The following is a 22,329-nucleotide window of genomic DNA, read 5'->3' on the forward strand; positions in this document are numbered from 1 at the left end:
CACTTTGATAAATTGTTGCATAGAAGTTTTTTGCAGCCCTCGTGGAAATTACGGGGTTGTGAGCGCTAGTTAAGGATGGTTATCTGTAAATTCACTTTATTGAGATAGTAAAAAAACTAAATGTACCTCAGCCGTTGCGATGACGTTAGCACCCAGATACACGCAGGTTAACAAATCTGGGAACTCTAGCTCGCTTCCAACACAACCAGAGGAATGACTCGCATATCTGTTCCAGAATCAACGAACCGACCGATGCCTAAAAAACTACCCTCTTCGGAGTACACTTGCAGGGGATTAGCAGATAAATCTGCCTGGGGGTACAGAATTTTTTGTCCTTGGCACCAGCGACGGGCATCGTTGGCGGGTAAGGTAATGGTGGTGAGATGGCGTAATGCTCCTTCTGGGGGGGTGGGGGTAAATGTTCCTATTTTTATTTGGTTTTCCAATTCCTCTAAAGTTAGGCTATCTTCTAACTGGAAGCCACTGCTTTGGGTACGAGTCAGAGATGCTAAAGTGCCGCCAATAGTAAGAGATTCCCCTAAATCACGAGCGATCGCACGAATATAGGTTCCACTACCACAAGCGATCGCGACATCCAGTTCTGGAAACTCTCCCGGACGCCAATCCAATACGTCTATCTGATAAACGTCTACCGTTCGCTTGGGAACTTCAACCGTTTCACCCGCCCTAGCTAAATCATACAAGCGTTTGCCCTTCACCTGAATGGCGCTGTACATCGGTGGGACTTGCTCTATTTTGCCTTTAAACTGTGCCAGTAGGGGCAGAACCGTCTCCAGAGTCAAGTTAGGAGCGGAGTATGTAGCAACGATTTCTCCTTCTAAATCATCCGTTGTTGTCTTTACCCCCAGTCGAATGGTTGCCTGATATGCCTTACCCGATTGCATATACTGCAACAGGCGCGTTGCTTTACCGAGAGCAATGGGTAAAACCCCTGTGGCAGCCGGATCGAGGGTTCCCCCATGTCCTACCCGCTTCAGACGCAGCAGACGGCGAACTTTGGCAACGCAGTCGTGAGAGGTGAATCCAGCAGGTTTGTTTAAGTTCAAAAATCCTTGCACGCTTTTACCTGCATGGGTTAAATCAAGTGAAAAAGCAGGGGGGAAGTTTTTATCCGAGATGATTCAGCAAAAAATTCTCCCCTACTTTCAAAATTACCTACCTAAACGGTAGCCAAAACGTTGTACTTGTATTACACTTTATTCTTTCGGCTTAATTCACGGGTTCAAACAGCTCCAGAGATTCTCTGGAGCTTTTCTTGTCGTGCTATGATAGCAAACTTTTTATATCAGTTGACTAATCTTTGCAATTTCTGCTTAACTCGCAAGCGATATATAGCGGTTCTCTATCGGGTGAGGTACACCCTGATGAAGGTAGGGAGTAGGGAATGGGACTGTACTTCATGTAAGTGAGAATCGCTATAGGATGGGTAAGATGCCTATCCCATCAAAGTTTTCACAACAACAATAATTCTTCACGGCAGGGGGGGAGTATCACTCCCGTCTTTTGTGATTGTGCCAAAATTGACCTAAGTTTTGAGATTAGCAAACCATGGTTTGGGCTACAGGGGATGCGCTCTATAACGGTAAGTACATTCTGGAGAGATAACTGGGACAAGGGCGTTTAGGGATTACCTATCTGGTAAGGGATAGAGACGATTGTCGCTGGGTAATCAAAACCTTGAATGATGCACTCCTCAATTCCCTCACCCCACAAGAACAAAATCGACTAGAAACTAAGTTTTGTCAGGAAGCGGTAAAACTCAGAGGGTGTAATCATCCTCATATTGTTAAAGTCCGAGAACTTTTTAAACAGGGGAAACGGTGGTGCATTGTTATGGATTATGTGGATGGGGTAAGTTTAGCCTACCGCGCCCAGAAAATGCTTCCAGAAGCCGAAGCCCTCAATTATATTCAGCAAATTGGTGAGGCGCTGATTGAGGTGCATCGGGATGGTTTGATTCATCGGGATGTGAAACCGGGCAATATTATTGTCCATGTTCGTGATGGAAAAGCGGAAGCTGTTTTAATTGATTTTGATTTAGCGCTGGAGTTTGACTGCGAGGTAACTTCAGTACGGACAAAAGAAGCCTCAGACGGGTTTGCGCCAATGGAACTGTATTCTCGCTTGGCTGAGAAACCGGGAGAATATACAGATGTTTATTCCTTAGCGGCGACATTGTATGAACTGTTAACCGGACACAAACCTGTGAGTGCGATTAAGCGTAAGTTAGATCGAGAGCGATTAGTCCCACCGAAAGAGTATAACGATCAGATTAGCGATCGCACAAATCGGCTGATTCTCCAGGGTATGGGGTTAGAACCGAAGCAGCGCCCCCAGTCGATGTGAGAATGGTTAGATTCTCTGGGGTTGATCAGTGAAGCTTCTCCCCCTGCACCCACACCACCGCCTGCGAAGAGAGGATTAACCTTAGAGCAAAAACTTGCGATCGCGGGGTTGATTGTAACAATGCTAGGTGTAATTGTGGCATTCTTTGGACCCTTGTCAGACTGGATGGATCGATTAAAGCCTCAGTCACCCACGTCTCCTACTCCATCATCGACGATTTCGCCATAGACAATTCTAGAATTACCTCAAAATAGCCATGGTTTGGGCAACAGGGAAACAATTACAAGGCGGTAAATATGTGATTCAAGGAGTTCTGGGACAAGGCGGTTTCGGAATCACTTATAAGGCGTGGCACGTATCCCTTAATCATTATGTTGTGATTAAAACGCCTAATGAGTATCTGCAATATGAGCCAGATTATAACAAGTATTTAGTTCGATTTATTGAAGAAGCCCAGATATTAGCCCGATTATCCAGAGATCCGCATCCCTCTATTGTCGGAGTGCATGACTTGTTTCAAGAAGGGATAATTTCCTGCTTGGTGATGAATTTTGTCGAGGGGGAAAATTTGTTTGAGTTAGTTAGGCGTAGGAGAGCGATACCTGAAGCTGAAGCGGTGAGATATATTCGCCAAATTGGGGAAGCTTTAACTCTAGTGCATCAGGTAGGGTTGACTCATCAAGATGCTCATCCGGGAAATATTCTATTGCGACAAAATGGCAGAGCGGTTTTAATTGATTTTGGTATTGCTAAGGAACTGGTGCCCTCGACATACACTTCGACAGGAGCAGTTGGTAATGAGGGATTTGCGCCTTATGAGCAGGTACACCGGGGAAGTCGGGAGCCAAATGTCGATGTTTATTGTTTAGCGGCAACGCTGTATTATGCACTACCTCCAATTGTTCTAAAAATAAAAATTGTTCCCTGGGTTAACCTACTGGTAATAGCAGGATACTACCTCGTGATAGGCTTTTTATTGGTTGAGGGTGGAGTTTGGGGTGTGGTTGTGGCTGGGGCTGGGGCTGGGTTTTTTGCTGTGAGTTTTGCTGTGACTTTGTTTGAGCCTACTGTGGCTGGGGATGTTGTGCTTATATCTATGATTTTGGCTGGGGCGTTTGCTGTGACTTGGGCGTTGGATCTGGCTGGGTTTTTGCCTGTGCTTTCGGTGTTGGGGGAGGATGCGGTTCTGAGTGTGCGTAGTTATGGGTCTTTTGTTGTGGGTCTGGCTGTGCGTTTTGCTGGGTTTTTTGCTGTGTCTTTGGCTGGAATCGAGTTAGAAGAATCCTTCAGCAAGTTTCACACCTTTCTAATTTTGCTGGGAACATCTTGGTTAGGACTTGGATTAGGATGGCTTCTAGGTTCAATATTCTAGTGAGAAACTCAGCTATTAAGATTAGCAGTTGAAACCACAGTGACACCCACTCAGAGACAGCAGGAAAGCAATGCCGTTAGGAAAGAGCGATCAATCAATGGGGAATTTAGGGGGCAAGATCAACTCAGACGCAAACCAGGAAACTTGTGTATACCCAGTAGCGCTGCACCAGAAAAAAGGGTTTATCTGACTGGGGATAAGGATTTTGGTTATTTCTGCTCAAACAATGTCAGTCTCACCCATGATATTGCTACAATTAACCAAAGTTGCTGGTTAGACAAGTAAGGGAGTGACCAGAGATATATTAAGCATAGGATAGCTCATCTGACCTATCGGTAAAGTTAGGGGCTTCAACGGAGGTTTTTTGATGAAACGCGCAATCCTCGCCACTGCTGCTCTCATTACTGCAACCAATGTGAGTGCAATAGCCACGGCTGAAAATCTGCAACACATTCAACAGTTACTTTCCACCAAAGACTGCTCGCAATGCGATCTGCAAAATGCAGGTCTAGTTATGGCGGAGTTGGTGGGTGCTAACTTGAGTGGGGCAGATTTGAGTCGTGCTAACCTCAGTCGTGCTAATTTAATGGGAGCTGACCTCACACAGGCAAATCTCAGTGGTGCTTCCCTGAATGGTGCCAATCTTGCAGGGGCAAACCTCAGTGGTGCTATTCTTGAGGGGACTGACCTGAGAGATGCTTATCTAGCCAATGCTCAGTTATTTGGAACCAATCTAAGTAACGCTTATATTCAAGGAACGATTGGCATTCCCCAATATGCGGGAACGGCTGAAGATTTTTATGCTTGGGGCGTTATCGAAGCTGAACGAGGAAACTACAACGCTGCCATTGAGAAGTATAACCAAGCCCTCAGTATCAAATCAGACTTTGCGCCAGCGTTTTTAGCTCGTGGAGTCGCTCGTTTCCGGTTGGGGGATGAAGCAGCAGCAACTAGCGATGCTCAGATCGCCAGTCAACTGTTTACCGAACAAAACGATCCATTTGGATACCAAGCATCGCAGAATTTGATTCAATTGGTAGAACTTGCGCTCAATCCCCCGGAAGTTCGCGAGCGCCCCTCGCTAGGAAATGCCTTAGTTGGTATTGGTTCACTGCTATTGCGATTTCTTTCACCATTGTGACGTTAGGGGTAGAGACACAATTAGTCGCCTCTCTACTGCAATGGCACAAGCCTTGTTAGGATCGAAATGATTAGTCATTCTTAAAGACTGGGTATGTCGTCAACCTCAACCTCCTTACCAGATTCCCTCGCCAAAATTGTAGAGCGGTTTAAGCGGAGGACAAATCCCAAACAGCGTTATGAACAGTTACTCTGGTACGCCAAGAAGCTTAAAGAGATGCCAGAGGAGGATAAAGTGCCAGAAAATAAAGTTCCTGGCTGCGTTTCCCAGGTTTACCTGACTGCCAACCTGAACGAGGGCAAGCTTTGCTATCAGGGAGATTCGGATGCTCAGTTGGTGAAAGGGTTAGTGGCACTGTTAATTGAAGGACTTAACGGACTGACTCCCGAAGAAATCATGCAAGTCTCTCCTGATTTTATCCAAGAGATGGGCTTAAACGTCAGCTTAACGCCATCCCGTGCTAATGGCTTCTACAATATCTTTCAAACGATGAAGAAAAAGGCGCTAGGATTCCAACTCGGAACCTCTTTCCAGGCGGTGGTTGACACCCCTGTACTCCCTTAAGGCAGTACACCGTTTTTGTAAAAATACATCGGCAGGGGAGCAGGGGAGCAGAGGTGCGGGGGAGAATTTAGATATAGACTCTCCTGCCTTTCCTGACATTTGCTGATTTGGGGATGCTCCCGTTAACGCAACACCGGAATTAAATATTGGGATAGGGTAAATGCATCCACCCCCAACTCAGTCCGCTCCCTTGCTGCCAAAATTCCGGCTTGAGCGTGCCACCATGCCCCTGCTGCAACTATGGCTTCTAGGGGTAACTTAGTGGTTGCAGGTTGCGCCACTAAACCTCCTATCAGACCGGTTAGAATATCTCCACTACCACCACGAGCTAGAGCAGGCGTACTTTCAGGAACCAGCCATACCGAACCCCCCGAATGAGCGATCGCACTTCTCGCTCCCTTTAACAACACCACGGATTTACTGAGCTGGGATGCCTTGCGTACTGCACTGACGCGATCAGGAAGTAAACCTGCTGAGTCTGGAAACAAGCGCTTGAACTCACCGATATGGGGCGTTAATACAGTAGAAGCCTGACGCCTCAACAAGGTTGGGATAGTTCTCAGTTCGGCAAGGATATTTAAGCCATCTGCATCTAAAACCAAGGGACATTCTGCATCCATTACCCCTTGTACCACGGACTTAGCACCGAGAGTCAAACCTGGACCACAAGCGATCGCACTAAACTTACTTAAATCAACAGTATCCGGTAAATGAGCGATCGCTCCCTCTGGCGTCTCTGGACAACCGATCACCAACGCCTCTGGTAAATGAGTCACCAATAAAGGTTTGAGGGATTCTGGCACGGCAATCGAGAGCATTCCCACTCCACTGGCACGCGCTCCCAATGCTGTCAAAATTGCCCCACCCGAATACTGACGAGAACCACAAATGATTAATAAATGTCCTTCTTTATATTTATACGTGGTCGGTGGACGAGACAGGGGCAGACAATTTAAAGCAGTAGCTTTAGTCATCCGCATCATACCCGCAGGCTGACCCAAAATCGACCACACATCCATGAGGGGAATGCCAAAATCAATTAACTCAGCATCACCAACATACTCCAACGCTTGGTCTTGTAAAAATGCCAGCTTCCACAACCCTAAGCAAAACGTGCGAGTAGCCCGAATCGCCGTTCCTAGTACCTCACCCGTATCCGTATGAATTCCAGAGGGTAAGTCAATACTAACTATAGGTTGCGACCATTGATTCAACCGATTAACAGCATCAGCAAGAGTACCTGCAAGCGATCGCGTTTGCCCAAACCCAAACAAGCCATCAATAATCAAGTCGCACGACTGCAACGGCTCAATCTGCTCATAACAAGGAATCCCCAAACTCTTTGCATACTGGTAATGTTGGGATGTCAGTTCCTTGAGTTTAGCGATCGGACGGTAAATCAATACATCGTAACCCTGAAAATGCAACTCCCGCGCCACCACCAAGGCGTCCCCGCCATTATGTCCCGGTCCCACTAAAATACCCACTCGCCTGCATTCAGCCAGGGGATAAAGCGCCTGAATACGAGCTGCAATCAGTCCTGCCACCTTTTCCATCAAGGCGGCTACTGGCATACCGGCATCAAAAATGCGCCCTTCAATGTCGCGCATCTGCTCGGCTGTCACCACGACTTGTTCAATCTGTTCTCGGCGTTGTCTAGGCTGCACCCCACTTGCTCCCGTTTAAGCTACCAACTTTAAACCATCCTTACGACTCATTCATATTCTGAACTTATAACTCAGGCAGGATGAGGATTTCAAGCCTTCTTTCCTGATACCGGGTTCCCAAATCCTGAATGATAAATTACACTGATCAATCGCCAGTTAAACGTTATGCCACCCTGATCCCCAAGCCAAGGGACTACCCTCTTGAACTGATACAATGGCGCTGACTGGCTCGTTAAGCCAAAGACACTATCCTTGATCGCTAAATACATGGATAAGCTGAACAACGCCTTCACCCTTTTTTTTAGTTTACTGGTCGAGGCAATGCCGTTTTTGCTGATTGGGGTTTTGTTCTCCGGCTTGCTGCTGCTATTTGTTGATGAGCGCAAGCTGATTGATTCCCTGCCTCGCAACCCCTTGTTAGGTGCAATCGTTGGTAGCTGTGTGGGCTTTTTATTCCCTGTGTGTGAATGTGGCAACGTACCCGTGTCGCGGCGTTTGCTACTTCAAGGAGCACCCGTATCCGTGGCAATGGGGTTTTTGTTGGCAGCACCCACCATTAATCCCATCGTAATTTGGTCTACTTGGGTAGCATTTCGAGATCAACCAGAAATTGTAGTGTTGCGAGTCGTGTTTTCCCTAGGCATTGCGATTGTTATGGGCTGTGTGTTTAGCGTGCAGAAAGACTTGCGTCCCCTGCTACAACCCGCCATTACACGTTCAATGCTACGCTCAGTCCATTCAGTCGGGAAAGGTGTCAAAGATACGACTATCCAGGATGAACGGAAACCCGTACTCCTCCAATCCGGATCGTTTTTACTGAGTCAGCAAGGAGCACCTTTGCGAATGGATGCGAGTGTGATGCAGGCATCTCTAGCCGCCGCCAAACCTAGCAAACCTCTCTCAATTCGACTGCGGCTATTCTTAGAGAATACAGTACAGGAGTTGCGGGAGTTGGGAAGTGTCTTGATTTTGGGAAGCGCGATTGCCGCAATCATTCAAGTTGCCGTACCCCGCGAAGTCATTCTCAGCCTAGGTCAAGGTCCAGTAACATCCATTTTGGCAATGATGCTTTTGGCAGGGGTGGTGTCTATTTGTTCAACCGTCGATTCGTTCTTTGCCCTTGCCTTTGCCTCAACCTTTACGGGGGGTTCGCTACTCGCTTTTTTGGTCTTTGGTCCGATGATTGATATCAAAGCAATTGGTTTAATGTTATCGGTTTTTAAGGCGAGAGCACTCGTTTACTTGTTCGCAATAATCGCGCAGTTAATATTTCTACTGACCTTATTTGTTAATTTGCATATTAGTTAGTGTCTTTTTTTTGTAAACAACAACAACGAACGAGTAACGTTCAAGGCGTATGAGTTCAGCCGAAAAATTAGGGAGTTCCCCCAGAAAACCTCCTAGCATTGAGAGAATTTTGCTACCGCTGCTAGACACACTTGCTCTCGGTTTGTGGGGAATCTTGTTGCTTAAATACTGGTTGACTGGGGAGTTAAATTTGCTGATTCACCCCAATTACTTCGGGCTAGTTATTGGCAGCAGTTTTATTTTATTAATACTTGCAGCGTTGCGGATTGTCCAGCTAATTATTCAGGTGCGTCAGCGCCGAATCGTATCAGAAAGTCCGCATATTAGCTTCTTGCCTCCAAGTTGGAGCCGTGCGTTACTGATCGGCACAGCTATTTTGGGGTTACTGATAGAACCGAAAGTATTTACGAGTCAGATTGCTATCCAGCGCGGTGTTACAGAATCGCTAACTACAACGCGAATCCAACCCCAATCCTTCCGCAGTGCTGACAATCCTGAAGAGCGATCGCTGATTGAATGGATACGGACGCTTAGTGTTTACCCAGAACCTGATGAATACACCAATCAAAAGGTAAATGTTAATGGTTTTGTGGTTTATCCACCAGACCTGCAATCCGAATATCTGTTAATTACCCGCTTCGTCATTACCTGCTGTGCTGCTGATGCTTATCCTGTTAGTTTACCTGTAAAACTGCAAGAAAAACGCGAGGCTTATCAACCTGACACTTGGATAGAAGTGAAAGGTCAAATGATGACTGAAACCTTAAAAGGGAAGCGTCAGTTGGTGATTGAAGCCAATGATGTTAAAGAAATTCTCGAACCCGAAAATCCTTACTCTTATTAGCTATCTGTTGATTCAACCAGTTACCCGTCATGAATGATTGGTCACTGTTAAATGTCCACCAAGTTTACCAATTTAAAAGCTCTCTGACTTGCTGAATCAACCTCAAGGGGTCAAAGGGTTTGGCAATCACTCCGGTAATACCTAACTCATTGAATTGAGCTAAATCATCGGTTAACACCTTAGCCGTTAGCAAAACCACAGGAATATGCTGAGTCACCGGATTTTGCTGTAACGTCTGAAATAGGGTGATTCCATCCATGTCAGGCATCATGATATCCAGTAAAATTGCATCGGGTTGGTAGGTTTCAGCTTTGAGCAGCCCTTCTTTCCCCGTTTCAGCAGTTACAACATTCCATCCCCCCAGCGTTTCTAGACAAGCTTGGATAACGCTACAGAGATTTGTTTCATCATCAATGACGAGAAGATGCTTGGCTGACATGATTCTACCTGGCAACAAATGGTATTTATTGAGAATAGCAAAAGCACTTGCTGAACAGGCAGTTGCATATCTGAAATAACCCCCATAAAAACGGTCAATCCTTCTCCCCTGCTGTATCAATCGGCAAGTTAGATGGGTGAGAGCTAACCATTTTGTGCCGCAGTTTTGTCCGCTCCAACCGATTCAGAACACGAGCAATCAGTTCGGATTCCACAATCGGTTTTTTCACATAGTCATCAGCACCCCTTGCAAATACCTCTTGCACGATTTGGGTATCGGCATGGGCTGACAAAAATAGAATGGGGAGGTTCTGCCAGTGGGAGTCATTGCGAACAACCTGACATAGCTCAAGCCCGTTATACGCTGGCATTTCTATATCTAAAATCAGCAAATCGGGAACCACTCCTTCTAGTACCTCCCAAAATCGCTGGGGATTGTCTAGGGTTGTTACCTCCAGTCCCCAAGGTTGTAGTAAGTGGTGCAAGGTAGCCAGCACCTGAGAATCGTCATCGACTACCATCACGTTGGCTTCGGTGAGTTGGGTTTGGTTAAGGGCTTCCGTGGCAGCTTTGAGGATATCTCCCGGTGGAATGGGTTTGTGTAAAAAGGTATGAGCGCCTAGACGAACGGCTTCTAATCGACTGCTCAACTGATTTTGTCCAGTAACGACTAGAACGGGAATTTCGGGTTTGCGATCGCACAATTCTGCTAAAAGCACTAGACCATTCTCGGTCGTATCGGGAAAGGTCAAGTCTAACAGGATAACATCAGGACACTGACGAGCGATCGCTTGTCTTGCGGCTTTCAGATCACTTGCCACATTGACTCGCAAACCCCAGGCTTTAGCCTCCACTTCAATCCGTTCAGTCAACACCTTATCATCATCAATAATGAGCAGTCGCGCCGAGGAAACCCCAGAAACTGGAGCAGCCGTTGTCGAAAAAGGCTGCCGCTCCAATATTTCTTCAAGCCACCCTACTAATTGCTTCAGTCGTCTGGCTCCTTCTTGAGCTGAAAACCTCTGGGATTGTAGCAACTGTTCGATCTCCCGTGCCACCGTCGAGCCTTCTGGAAAGCCAAAGGAACCCAATGAGCCGATTAAGCGGTGAGCTTCCCCTCGCGCTTTTTGCTGCAATTCTTGATCCAGAGCATCGCTAGCAAGGGCAACACTGACGTTCTCAAATAATGCCAGCTTTTCCGGCAGACTATCTTTGAACTTGTTCCATATCTGAGCGATTGTTGCCATGACTTTGACTTGGGCTGGACTTGCCTCACCACTGTGTTCTTGGGTTCCCCCGTTTTCCTGCTTCTGTTGTTCCTCCTCCGGAGGAGCCTTGAGCCGATAGCCCAATCCGTATACTGTCTCGATTAAACCGATACTCATCCCACCCGCTTTCAGCTTTTGCCGCAGTCCTTTAATTTGGGTGGTAACGGCTTCTTCTCCGGGGAATTCGTTTATAGACCAGATGTGATCGAGAATGGCACTCCGGCTGAAGATACGCCGGGGATGGCGCAGAAAAAGCTCTAGTAAGCTGTACTCTTTAGGAGTTAGATGCAACGGTTTTTCCCCATAGCTCACTTCGCAGCTATCTGGGTCAAACCGCAGTTTTTCCCAAGTCAGTATAGTGGATAGGGTTGAACTGCCTCGTCGTAGTAACGCCCGAATCCGAGCCATTAATTCTGACAAGTCGTAGGGCTTGACCAGATAATCATCAGCTCCTGCTTCCAACCCTGTGATCCGGTCGGTACTGCTGTCTTTGCCACTCAACAGCAAAATTGGTATTTGCAGCCCTTGCGATCGCAGTTGGCGACAAAGGCTAATACCATCTAGCTTGGGAAGCATGATGTCTAGCAGGATTAGGTCATAGTGAAAGGTCTGGGCTAGCTCCAACCCTGTTTGACCATCCTCTGCCGTGTTGACGGTGTAGTGATAGGTCGTGAGAGCGTCTGCTAGAACCGAAGCGGATGCTTTGTCGTCATCGACGAGAAGAATTTTCATAACCAGGGAAGGGGAAACGGGATTTTTCCTTTTCGATCTTTACGCTTTTTTCCTCAATCCTCTAAGGAAGAGTACACAATACTTCAGAAAATTTGCTCTCCCCCCTAACCCCCAAACCTCAACGCTTCCCCCCGCACATCAGTATGCAGTTGCCCCCGTTCAAAAACCACTTGACCCCCGACAATCGTATACAGGGGCCATCCCGTCAAATTCCACCCTTCAAAGGGACTCCAACCACATTTTGTTAAAAGTTCCTCCCGTCGAACAGGGTGGTAATTATCCAAATCTACCAGTACCAAATCCGCATCATAACCAGGAGCGATCGCACCCTTTTTAGGAATTTGATATGCCTTCGCCACAGCCGTAGACATCCAGTTTGAGACTTGGGCAACGCTACAGCGCCCCTGCACGGCTTGAGTCAGCATTAACGGTAGAGATGTTTCCACTCCCGGCATTCCCGAAGGACTGTTGGGATAGGGTTGGGCTTTTTCCTCTAGAGTATGGGGGGCGTGATCCGTGGCGATAAAATCAATAACACCATCTAAAAGGGCTTGCCAGAGAACTTCATTATCATGGGGCGATCGCAAAGGGGGATTCATCTGTGCCAGAGTCCCAATTTTCTCATAGGCACTGGTATTAAGCAGCAGATGCTGGGGGGTTACTTCTGCCGTCACCCAACTCGGCTTATCTTGCCGAAGTAACTCCGCTTCTTCTGCGGTAGACAGATGAAGGATATGTAGGCGTCGCTGATATTTTTTAGACAGCTTCAGGGCTAATTGAGTCGCATTGAGTGCTGCTTGATTATCCTGAATTTGGGAGTGAATCGCCGGATCACTGATGCCCGCGAATTCTTGGCGTCGTGCCATAATCCGGGTTTGGTCTTCGGCGTGAACGGCAATTAAACGGCTTCCTTCGGCGAAAATAGGATCGAGCCGTTCCTCAATATCGACCAGCAGCGGTCCGTGCATCGAACCCATAAAAATTTTAATGCCGCAGGTGGGTTGAGCATCTCGCAAGTCGGGCAAATTTTCAGCCGTTGCCCCGATAAAAAAGCCATAATTCACTAAGCACTTATCGGCTGCTCGTCGGAGCTTGTCATCCAGTGCGGCTTGAGTGGTTGTGAGAGGGCGAGTATTCGGCATCTCTAGAAAAGACGTAACCCCACCCTTTGCACAAGCACAACTGGCAGTAAACAGGTCTTCCTTATATTCCAGTCCCGGTTCCCGAAAATGAACCTGCGGATCGATAACCCCAGGCAACAAAGTTAACCCTGTTGCGTCTATCTCCTTATCCGTCTCAGCGGATAGTTCCGGGGCAACCTGGACAATCTCTCGACCGCGACACAGGACATCTCCGACTGAGAACTCACCCGTTGGTGAGAGAATGCGGGCATGGCGGATCAACAGGTATAAATCAGAGGACATAAGAGAGTGTTACAATTCGACGAAGCTGGTGTACTCCTACTTTAAAGTTAATTTTGTACAGTTATATGTAGGGAACCCCATAGGTTCCACTTGATGGATAGCAAGACAACTTGCTTGTTGTGTTTAGTTCAATTCGTTAATCTTAAGGTGATTGAACGACTATGACTCCTGTGCAGGATCAAGAGCCTGAGAAACAACTTCCTCAAAAGGTAGAAAATCCTTGGGTAGAAGGAATAAAGACGGTTATTTTGAGTGGCTTTCTTGCCTTTGGCATTCGCAGCTTTGTGGCGGAAGCCCGGTATATTCCGTCAGGCTCGATGGAGCCAACGCTCCAGATTAACGACCGCCTGATTATTGATAAGTTGAGTTACAACTTCCGCAAACCCGACCGGGGAGATATAGTCGTATTTTCCCCCACAGACGAACTCAGGAAGCAAAATTTTAAGGATGCCTTTATCAAGCGGGTTATTGGTCTTCCTGGCGATACGGTGGAAGTGAAGGGGGGGCGAGTGTATGTCAACGACCAAGCCCTGCGAGAGAATTACATTGAAGAGGAGCCTAACTATTATTTCGGACCGGTGAAGGTGCCTAGCGATCAGTACCTGGTTTTGGGAGATAACCGCAACAATAGCTACGACTCTCACTACTGGGGCTATGTCCCTCGCGATAAGATTATCGGTCGAGCAATTGTGCGGTTCTGGCCCATGAATCGGGTAGGGGAAATCGATCCAGAACCCGCTTATGCAGATTCGCCGAGGGAGTAAGAGCATTGAACAACGGACAAAGGCAGAGATTCTTTGCCCTTTCTGTCTTACCCTTTTTCCCCTCAACCTTTTGCTGGACACCACGTTTGTACGACACGACCGACAATCTGTTGGTTGAGCCAAGGAGTGTTACTGGATAAGGACTTGAGGGTATTTTTGTCAGCAGTCCAGGTTTGTTCAGGGTTGAACAGAACGAGCTCAGTGGGTCGATTCGGCGCGATCGCAGCGGGTTCTTGTCCTAGACAAATTGTAGGAGTTGTGCTAATACTCTGCCAAAGTTCAAGGGCTGACCACTCTCCTGTTTCAACTAGACTATGCCAGAGTAGGGGGAGGGCAAGTTCTAAGCCAATTGCCCCCGGTGGCGCTTCCGTAAAGGCGACAGTTTTTTCTTCGTAGGTGTAGGGAGAGTGATCAATCGCGATCGCATCAAGAATTCCCGTTTTTGCAGCGTGTAGCAGTGCCCCTTGGTCATCGGGATTGCCGAGGGGTGGTTCTAAGCGTAAATTGGGATCGTAACGGCTCAAGTCGTCGGTATTTAGTAGCAAGTGCATCCAAGAGGTACTGGCAGTGATAGGCAATCCTCGTGCTTTGGCATCTTGGATGAGTTCGACACCGCGACGGGTGGAGATGCGCATCAGATGCACAGGGGTGCCAATCGCCGCAACAACTTCTAAGATAGCAGCGACGGCAGCAGATTCAGCGATCGCTGGATTTCCCGGTAAGCCGAAGCGGATGGAGTTCGCGCCTTCTCGCATCACCCCATTCCCCTTTAACTTCGAGTCGCAAGGCACTAGGGCGATGGGTTTCCCTAACGGTTGCAGGTATTCTAACAACCGCCGTAGCAATAGCAGGTTCGAGAGAGGACGCCCATCTGCAAAACCCACCACTCCTGCGGCAGCTAACTCGGCAACCTCCGTCATTTGCTGCCCTTCGACTCCCATCGTGAATGCACCCCAGTAGTAGAGGTGAGGGAGAGGGGGAGAAATGTCTTGAGAATTGAATGGCTGCTGGCGCACTCGGGCTAACCCAGAGAGATTGTCTAACGGGGGCATTGTATCCGGTAAGATTGCCACGCGGGTAAAGCCACCTGCGGCGGCAGCAGCTAGAAGGGAGAACCATGTTTCCCGTTCTTCAAATCCCGGTTCTCCAGAATGGCTGTAGAGGTCTACCAATCCTGGTGCTAAAATTAGTCCCCGGCAGTCTCGCACTACAGTATCGGCAGACAAATCAGACAGGTGAGTGTCTATTGCCTTGATGAAACCGTCTGCAATCAGCACATCAGCCAATTGGTCAGTTCTAGAAACCGGATCGACAACCCGGACTTGTTGAAGCAGTTCGCTAGTCATGGGGATTGAGATGAACGGATTAGAGGTCAAACGTCAGTGGCAAAAACCATTAACAACTGCCAAATAACGACTTTCCCACTATAGGGTCTCCGATCGCAAGAGTTGCAGTTCTAGAGAAAAATAGAACAGGGAGTGGGGAGTGGGCTTTCGCCGTGAGCTTCAGTCGAACGGGAGTAGGGAGGAAAACTAAATGTACCTAACGAGGTTAGGAAATGCTATATTTACTCCCCTAACAACAGCGTAGGGAATATGTCGTGCTACTGCCAAAACGCGATCGCCGTGCTAAGGTTTTGAATTAACATCCCAACGTGGGCAAACACGTCATGAAGGCTCATGAGGTTCTAACGCGATACGCTGCTGGGAGACGTGATTTCAGTGGTGAAAATTTGAGAGGTCAATCGTTTAAAGGAAAAGACCTCTCTGGGGCAGATTTTAGTGAGGCGGATATCCGAGGGGCAAATTTTACTAAGGCTAAGTTGACGGGTGCGAACTTTAGCGGCGCTAAGGCGGGACTACAAAAGCGTTGGGCAACAGTTTTGGTTATTAGTTCATGGATACTCGCAGGGATATCAGGATTGTTGTCAATAGCCATTAGTATTTTGGTAGGGTTGATTTTTGATAGTGGCACTACCGAGGACATTATTGCGGGCTGGGTAAGTTTGATAATTCTGGCAATCTTTTTTGTTGTCATGCTCCGCAAAGGTTTAGTCGCTGGAGCTGTCGCTGGAGCTGTCGCTGGAGCTGTCGCTGTCACGCTCTTCAGCACTTACATTGGCTGGCGAGCCATCAAGGGAGATGAAAGAGAGGCTTGGATTCGGGGAGTGGCAATTGCCTTTGCTGCTACGGGCGGGACAAGCTTTTACCATGCTGACTTAACCGATGCTAATTTTACATCTGCCAAACTCAAAAGTACCGACTTGAGACAGGCTACTCTTATCCGTACTTGCTTTCATCAAGCTCAAAAACTCGATCGCGTTCGCCCTGGCATCACTTATATTAAAGATGCTCAGGTGCGACAACTATTAATTACTCGCCAGGGACAAGCTCAAACCTTTGACCGCAAAAACCTGCGCGGTGTCAACTTACAAGGGGCAAACTTAGCCAATACCAGTTTTATCGGTGCTGACTTAAGCGAAGCGAACTTACAAGATACTGACTTATCCAGAGCCAAACTTGTCCAAACCCAACTCGACTACACGGATTTAACTGGAACCACATTAACAGGTGCTTGTATTGAAGATTGGGGTATCACTCCAGAAACCCAACTTAATGGAATACAGTGTGATTATGTCTTCATGCGCCTACCTAATAACCTTGACCCCAATCCCCACCGCAAACCGGATGATTGGAATAAAAACTTTGAAGAGGGTGAATTTGCCGACTTCATCGCCCCCATGGTACAAACCCTTGACCTTTATCAAAACCAAGTGGATGACCCGCGTTTAATTGCCATGGCATTCCAACAGCTTACCGAAACCCATCCTGAAACTGAACTGGATATTGTTTCGATTGAGAAGCGGGGGAAGCATCGCGATAAAGTGTTACTTCGCGCCGAAACTTCACCTCAGGCAAACCTATCTGAACTGCATAGCGACTATTTCACTACTTATAATAATTTGCAAGCCTTGTCCCCCGCTGCCCTACAACAACTTCTAGCGGAGAAAGATGGACAAGTTAAGATGCTGACAGGTTTGGTAGCAACAGCTATTCAGCGTCCCAGTCTTTATGCCCATACTTATCACAGTGAAGGAGATACTATGTCTGAAAAGAGCGAAATCAAAGTATCGGCTGGCGGTAGCGTCGGTGCAGTTGGCGGCGGTGATGTCACTAACCCAGTGATGAACCTGGGTGAAATTAGCGGTACTGTTAGCAATTCTATTAATCAATTACCCGACTCTCCCGAACCGGATAAACCTGGAATCAAAGAACTTCTGGCGCAACTGCAAGCGGCAATTAACGACCCAAATTTACCCGACGACGACAAAGCCGAAGCACTAGAACAGGTAAAAGTCCTCGCAGAAGCCGGACAAAACCCCAACAACGAAACTGCCAAAAAACAAGCAAAACGAGCAATGGGATTTTTGAAAGTGATTACTGAAAGCTTACCCAGTGCAGCACAATTGGTGCAAACTTGCAAGGATGTATTGCCTGCGATCAGGCTTTATTTTGGATTTTGACACTCCCCGACGTGAACCCACGGGGATTCTTGGTTCAGCCAGTCGATTTGCTCGTTGATGTCACCACCAACGAGTAGAGATCAGTCTGTTTCATACTGCTATTCAAAAGACTACAACCACTGTGACATCCTCTGTCGCTAATTTTTACAAATATAGGGACAGCTTCCCAATTATAAAAACTAGATTGAATGCCGTAGGACTTCAATTATAAAAAATTGGCAATTAATACAAAAAACTTGTGGCAGGTAAAAATACTCCAGAATAAGTAGGTAAACGGGAAGAACCCAAAGTATCTGCCAAGGGTAAAGATGCCTGAAACCCTTACCAACTATAAATGACTGTTAACAAATGACAAGTCTCATCTGTTAAGTTTAATTGTGCTGATCTACTTAATTTTAATTGAATTTAGTAAAAATTAGATGGTAAGATGGAATGCCGAGTGCCAGACCAGAAAAATGAAAGCATTTTTGCTTAGGGAGATTCGGTTGGTAGAATAAGTTCTAACTAAACAGTGACTCTCTAAAATCGTCTCGGATAACCTTGTCATCAGAAATGCCGATCAAAAACAAAGAGGACAGTTTGACATTTATCGTGTAACTTAGATAAGGCATTGTTTTTAAATTTTATTGATTTTTTTGTGAGGGTTTTGGCAAAAATTTGGAGATATTCAATCCCAATTCAATGGGTAGGCATCGGCAACGTGATAAGAATGATCGATTTATAGAACGCAGCATGGCAAAACAGAATTATTTAAAGAGTTTTTTAAAATTAAGTCAAATCTCTCTACGGCTATTATCTCTAATGATTTTAGCGGCTCCAGGGCTAATGCATCCAGCAGTTGCTAGTTCTAGTTTGCCATCACTAATCCTGAATCGAGAAACCACCGCTGGCAATTCCCTAAAACCTCTCTCTGTTGTTCCTCATCCTGCACCGAACTCGGCACCCCTGGAGTTAATTGCTCCCTCTGAAGTGATTGAAACCTCAGTATTTTCATTGACCTCGGATACACTCAAGCAGGCTCAAGCCTATCAAGGTGGATTAGTAGTCAAGCAAGTTCGGGGTAAGGTGACACTAAGACAGGAAGTTGTGCAAGTGGGGTCTCGCTTGACAGCAGGGGTAGAAATTAACACTGGTAACGATTCTAGCGTAAGTTTAGAAATCGATGACCATGGGGGTTTGGTTGAAGTTTCCGAGAACACGAACCTGCAAATTAAAAATCTCGCAGGTTCAGATAGCAGCGAGGCTACGGTCTTTTTTATTTCTAAAGGACAGGCAAGATTTTCAATTCCCTCTCTGCAAGGGACTGCTAGCGATCGCTCTGAAGAGACAACTTCTTCAAGGGGAGGTAGTGAAAAACGTCTCCTAGCTCAGTCGAGTGGGGTAAAGACGCTGGCGGATAGGGGTGAAGCGTTGTTGCTGGCACAACGCAAGTCGAGTCGAAATTATCCGGTAAGAGTTGAGACGCCGGCAGGGATTGCAGGCGTGCGTGGAACGTCTTTTGGCGTCAGTGTTGGACCGGATGGAAAGACAGGTATTTCTGTCATTAAAGGAAGTGTTGGTGCGATCGCTCAAGATCAGGAAGTAATTTTCACAGATGGTCAATATGTCGTACTCAGTCCCGGAACATCACCAACACAACCGGGAGTGACTCCTGAACTTGCTAAACTCCGCATCCGCAGCGTAGTCAGAACGAGTCCGTATACAGCTCTTGTGACTGGTCAAGTTGACCCGATGGATATAGTCTTTATCAATGGAAAGGCTATTGAGACAGACTCCCAGGGAAAATTTAAAGTGGCTGTCGCTTTACCCCCGAGTCACCGTCTCAGTTTTGTGGTGCGCGGACCAACGGTAAGAATGCGATTTTATGAAGTTGTGGCGTTTTAAACTAGCATGGCTTTTAAAAAGTGGATAGAGCGCTGTCAAAAATATCTGGTCGGCAATCATCCCTGGCTACCGGGAGGAATCGCTGCGGTTTTATCTATGGGGATGTGGCAGCTTGGTGCTTGGCAATCTCTAGAACAATCAGGGTACAGCGCTCTATTTAGATTCCGTCCCCAGCTCGATTGGGATGATCACGTTGCCGTGATTGCTATTGATGAAGCCAGTTTGGACGCCTACGGACAGTTTCCCTGGTCGCGCGATCGTTATGTGCAACTGTTGCAAGCTCTGCAAAAAAATCCACCCGCCGCGATTGGATTCGATATATTGTTTGTCGATCCTAGTTCTGCTGATAGTAGGTTGGCTGAGGCAATCTCTGATAGCGGTAATGTAACATTGGCGATCGCTTGGAATGAAGAGGGGTTGCTTCTCCAACCCTTACCTATCCTTGACGAGGCGGCGGCTCAGATTGGTCACATTTATCACCAGCCGGACAAGGATGGTATCAGCCGTCAAGCAACGGTGTTTGTAGAATCTGTGCCATTTTTGGGTCTAGCAACGCTGAAACTTGCTCGTGAACGCACTGCCGCCGATTGGTTGCCGCAAGCATCTCAGATCCCTGAACCCAGAGCCGATGGAGACGTACAAAATCTCTGGATTAACTGGCCCGGAAACACAGAAGGGGTAGCGACTTATTCCTTTGTCGATGTTGTTGAAGGTCGAGTAGATCCTAACGCTCTAGCGAATAAGTTAGTTCTTGTTGGAACGACAGCAACGGGTTTAGACCCTCTCTCAACTCCCTTAAATCAAACTCCCCCAACAGGAGGAGTCTATATCCATGCAGCTTTAATCGATAACTTAATCAATCAGCGCCAGCTCATACGCTTGCCATTTTCAGGAACTCTGCTTTTATTGCTAGTGATTGGTCCGGCTAGTAGCTGGTTGTTGTTCAGGCTTGATCCACGAGGACGAATCGTGATCGCCCTGCTGTTGCCAGTGGCTTGGTTTGCGATCGCTGTAGCTGCCTTCAGTTTAGTTTACTGGTGGCTGCCAGTTGCGGCACCAATCGGCACTGTATTGCTAGCAGGGGTTGGCGTTCAACTGCGCGAACAGTATGAAAAGCAGCAATTAATGAGCCTGTTTTCTAAGTACGTTGCCCCAGAAACGGCAGAGTTAATTTGGAAACGCAAGGCAGAAATTTTTGAAAATGGGGAACTCGAACCCCAAGAACTAACAGCAACGGTACTCTTCTCAGATATTCGGGGATTCACCACCATCTCAGAGAAACTGCCACCACGAGAGTTACTCGGATGGCTCAACCTCTACTTGGATACGATGAGTCGCTGCATCATGCAGCATGGTGGCGTGATTGATAAATATATTGGTGATGCAATTATGGCAGTGTTTGGGGTACCCTTTGCCCAAACTGATGAGAAGGATAAGCCGCGCCATGCACTCCAAGCAATAGCCGCTAGCATTGCTATGCACGAAAAATTACAGCAGCTAAATCAGCGTTTTAAAGTTGAAAATAAGCCTTTAATTGAAATTGGAGTTGGCATCCATACCGGAGTCGTTGTTGCTGGTAGTTTAGGAGGAGCTCAGCGACTGAATTATTCCGTAGTCGGAGATACCGTTAATGTGGCGGCGCGATTAGAAACCATGAATAAAGAGGTGAATGTACAGCGACCTTATAATATTTTGGTCAGCGGTACTACCTTGGATTACGTGAGTGATAATTATCTGGGTCAAGAAGTGGGAACTATTCAACTGAAGGGTAAAGAAACAACAACGAGAGTGTATTCCATTGTGGGAGAGCATTCCCCTAAGCAGTTACTAAAGTTAGACCAAAAATCTGGTTGATCGGAGATCTTGCACCCTCGTTAGTCAACGCTTTGATCCCTTCCTTAAAATGTTATATTTTCCGCAATTGGTCGATCCCACCTTTCCTGCAATCACCACTACTTTTTTAACTCTGCATCTCCTGAAACACTTTAATAGGTTCCTTCCCTCCAGGAAGATCAGCTCCGACAACATAAAAATTTTGCGGATAGATCCAGTGGGTGCCTAGAGGTCCGTGAATTAAAATTCCGGTCATGACGGCATACTTGAATACCGAGTGATCCAGAGTATTTAAAAGCTTTTCAACATCGTTGGCAATAATTTGAGACGCCAATTTTGTAATTTCTATTAAATTGGGTTTCTCCCCATAGGTAAGAGTTGAAAGAATTCTCTGCCGGATAATCGTTTGTTCAATATCCTGCATATCCATTTCTAGTTTCAGGTGCCCAGATGCCAACTCATTGACAACTGCTTCTAATGCTCCACAAGCATGGGACGCTTTTTGAACACCCTCTCGATAGACTTTGCCAATATCGCCATGTCTAGAAATGGCAATGTGAGGCATAGCATAGAAGGTAAAACGACGGCTACCATCAATGATAGGGGTATGGTCTGTCGCCGAGGCTAACCCGGTTTTCCCCATCATCAAGAACCCAGCTAAACTGCAACAATTAAAGGTTTTCCCCCAATATCGAATCACTTCGGCAAATAAGGATTCGGCGAGTTCATCCCGACAAATCGCAATCATACCCATCGTGTTTTCGTCACAAAAATCGTAAGCACTCAAGCACTGAAACGTCTTTCTCATATAACTGCTCATGGGTAATGCCCCTGGAAAGTGCGTTTGCAGCGTTTGATGAAAGGCTGGGAACACATTCGGGTCATAGGCATTCAGCGTTTGGGGGATAGTTTCGCCAAGCTGATTGATGGGACTCTGACTCATCTCTTAACGGCTCCTCACTAGCTGGTAAAATCTGTCCTTGAGTTACCTTAACGTCATACCCATCCTTGAGGATTTGAGTACTATTCGGTTTTAACACTAGATAGAGTCAAAAAGCTCCTGCTGTTGCCGTTTAACCCAACGTTGGCAAGCTCTTGCTACAAGACGTAATTGGGGTTGCCGTCGCCAACGTTCCGAATCACCCGAACAGGTTAACCCACGGCATGAAGACAAGCATATTTAACTTCAGCGAAAATATG

The 22,329-nt window shown here is 46.9% G+C and carries 19 protein-coding genes; 12 read left to right on the plus strand and 7 right to left on the minus strand.

The features are described 5' to 3' along the window. Window positions 1–185 precede the first annotated feature (185 nt). On the minus strand, window positions 186–1,079 hold the full coding sequence (truB, locus tag IQ257_RS05850; RefSeq protein WP_193874065.1) for a tRNA pseudouridine(55) synthase TruB: 894 nt from the start codon (window positions 1,077–1,079) through the stop codon (window positions 186–188). Between the two features lie 547 nt (window positions 1,080–1,626). Between truB and IQ257_RS05855 the strand changes: the two genes are divergently transcribed. From IQ257_RS05855 to IQ257_RS05875, 6 genes are all read left to right on the plus strand, one after another. Continuing rightward, complete coding sequence (locus tag IQ257_RS05855) at window positions 1,627–2,367, plus strand: serine/threonine protein kinase (protein WP_228060460.1); 741 nt, start codon at window positions 1,627–1,629, stop codon at window positions 2,365–2,367. 21 nt (window positions 2,368–2,388) lie between these two features. Continuing rightward, entirely contained in the window at window positions 2,389–2,595 is a 207-nt protein-coding gene (locus IQ257_RS29815) for a hypothetical protein (protein WP_228060454.1), read from the plus strand. Window positions 2,596–2,623: 28 nt separating this feature from the next. Then, entirely contained in the window at window positions 2,624–3,739 is a 1,116-nt protein-coding gene (locus IQ257_RS05860) for a serine/threonine protein kinase (RefSeq protein WP_193874066.1), read from the plus strand. A gap of 39 nt (window positions 3,740–3,778) precedes the next feature. Next, on the plus strand, window positions 3,779–4,024 hold the full coding sequence (locus IQ257_RS05865; RefSeq protein WP_193874067.1) for a hypothetical protein: 246 nt from the start codon (window positions 3,779–3,781) through the stop codon (window positions 4,022–4,024). An 82-nt stretch (window positions 4,025–4,106) separates the two neighbouring features. Further along, on the plus strand, window positions 4,107–4,880 hold the full coding sequence (locus IQ257_RS05870; protein ID WP_193874068.1) for a pentapeptide repeat-containing protein: 774 nt from the start codon (window positions 4,107–4,109) through the stop codon (window positions 4,878–4,880). A 93-nt stretch (window positions 4,881–4,973) separates the two neighbouring features. Continuing rightward, window positions 4,974–5,444 (plus strand): SufE family protein, encoded by a 471-nt coding sequence (locus tag IQ257_RS05875; RefSeq protein WP_193874069.1) that lies wholly within the window; start codon window positions 4,974–4,976, stop codon window positions 5,442–5,444. A gap of 122 nt (window positions 5,445–5,566) precedes the next feature. On the opposite strand, the gene IQ257_RS05880 is transcribed toward IQ257_RS05875, so the two are convergent. Continuing rightward, window positions 5,567–7,111 (minus strand): NAD(P)H-hydrate dehydratase, encoded by a 1,545-nt coding sequence (locus IQ257_RS05880; RefSeq protein WP_193874070.1) that lies wholly within the window; start codon window positions 7,109–7,111, stop codon window positions 5,567–5,569. Between the two features lie 267 nt (window positions 7,112–7,378). Here IQ257_RS05880 and IQ257_RS05885 point away from each other — a divergent pair, with 267 nt between their 5' ends. Then, entirely contained in the window at window positions 7,379–8,419 is a 1,041-nt protein-coding gene (locus IQ257_RS05885) for a permease (RefSeq protein WP_193874071.1), read from the plus strand. 49 nt (window positions 8,420–8,468) lie between these two features. Then, window positions 8,469–9,263 (plus strand): TIGR03943 family putative permease subunit, encoded by a 795-nt coding sequence (locus IQ257_RS05890; RefSeq protein WP_193874072.1) that lies wholly within the window; start codon window positions 8,469–8,471, stop codon window positions 9,261–9,263. Between the two features lie 64 nt (window positions 9,264–9,327). Here the strand turns inward: IQ257_RS05890 and IQ257_RS05895 are convergent, their stop codons facing one another. The 3 genes from IQ257_RS05895 to IQ257_RS05905 all read right to left on the minus strand — a co-directional run bounded on the left by IQ257_RS05895 (window position 9,328) and on the right by IQ257_RS05905 (window position 13,125). Further along, window positions 9,328–9,702 (minus strand): response regulator, encoded by a 375-nt coding sequence (locus IQ257_RS05895; protein ID WP_193874073.1) that lies wholly within the window; start codon window positions 9,700–9,702, stop codon window positions 9,328–9,330. A gap of 94 nt (window positions 9,703–9,796) precedes the next feature. Then, window positions 9,797–11,701, minus strand: coding sequence for a response regulator (locus IQ257_RS05900; RefSeq protein WP_193874074.1), 1,905 nt, complete (start codon window positions 11,699–11,701; stop codon window positions 9,797–9,799). Between the two features lie 104 nt (window positions 11,702–11,805). Beyond that, a complete protein-coding gene (locus IQ257_RS05905; RefSeq protein ID WP_193932964.1) occupies window positions 11,806–13,125 on the minus strand; it encodes a dihydroorotase in 1,320 nt (439 codons plus the stop codon). A gap of 161 nt (window positions 13,126–13,286) precedes the next feature. On the opposite strand from IQ257_RS05905, the gene lepB reads away from it, so the two are divergent. Next, window positions 13,287–13,889, plus strand: coding sequence for a signal peptidase I (lepB, locus tag IQ257_RS05910; protein ID WP_193876794.1), 603 nt, complete (start codon window positions 13,287–13,289; stop codon window positions 13,887–13,889). A gap of 62 nt (window positions 13,890–13,951) precedes the next feature. On the opposite strand, the gene IQ257_RS05915 is transcribed toward lepB, so the two are convergent. After that, window positions 13,952–15,235 (minus strand): dihydroorotase, encoded by a 1,284-nt coding sequence (locus IQ257_RS05915; protein ID WP_193876797.1) that lies wholly within the window; start codon window positions 15,233–15,235, stop codon window positions 13,952–13,954. A 323-nt stretch (window positions 15,236–15,558) separates the two neighbouring features. Between IQ257_RS05915 and IQ257_RS05920 the strand changes: the two genes are divergently transcribed. The 3 genes from IQ257_RS05920 (at window position 15,559) to IQ257_RS05930 (ending at window position 21,150) form a co-directional block, all read left to right on the plus strand. Continuing rightward, the gene (locus tag IQ257_RS05920; RefSeq protein WP_193876799.1) at window positions 15,559–17,412 is read left to right on the plus strand and encodes a pentapeptide repeat-containing protein; all 1,854 of its coding nucleotides are present in this window, start codon (window positions 15,559–15,561) and stop codon (window positions 17,410–17,412) included. Between the two features lie 732 nt (window positions 17,413–18,144). Further along, the gene (locus tag IQ257_RS05925) at window positions 18,145–19,296 is read left to right on the plus strand and encodes a FecR family protein (RefSeq protein WP_193932965.1); all 1,152 of its coding nucleotides are present in this window, start codon (window positions 18,145–18,147) and stop codon (window positions 19,294–19,296) included. A gap of 6 nt (window positions 19,297–19,302) precedes the next feature. Then, entirely contained in the window at window positions 19,303–21,150 is a 1,848-nt protein-coding gene (locus tag IQ257_RS05930) for a CHASE2 domain-containing protein (protein ID WP_193876803.1), read from the plus strand. A 106-nt stretch (window positions 21,151–21,256) separates the two neighbouring features. On the opposite strand, the gene IQ257_RS05935 is transcribed toward IQ257_RS05930, so the two are convergent. Next, window positions 21,257–22,072, minus strand: a complete 816-nt coding sequence (locus IQ257_RS05935; protein ID WP_193876805.1) for a hypothetical protein — start codon at window positions 22,070–22,072, stop codon at window positions 21,257–21,259. Window positions 22,073–22,329: the final 257 nt, after the last annotated feature.

Origin of the sequence: Coleofasciculus sp. LEGE 07092 (assembly GCF_015207375.1) — a bacterium.
Lineage (GTDB): Bacteria > Cyanobacteriota > Cyanobacteriia > Cyanobacteriales > Coleofasciculaceae > LEGE-07092.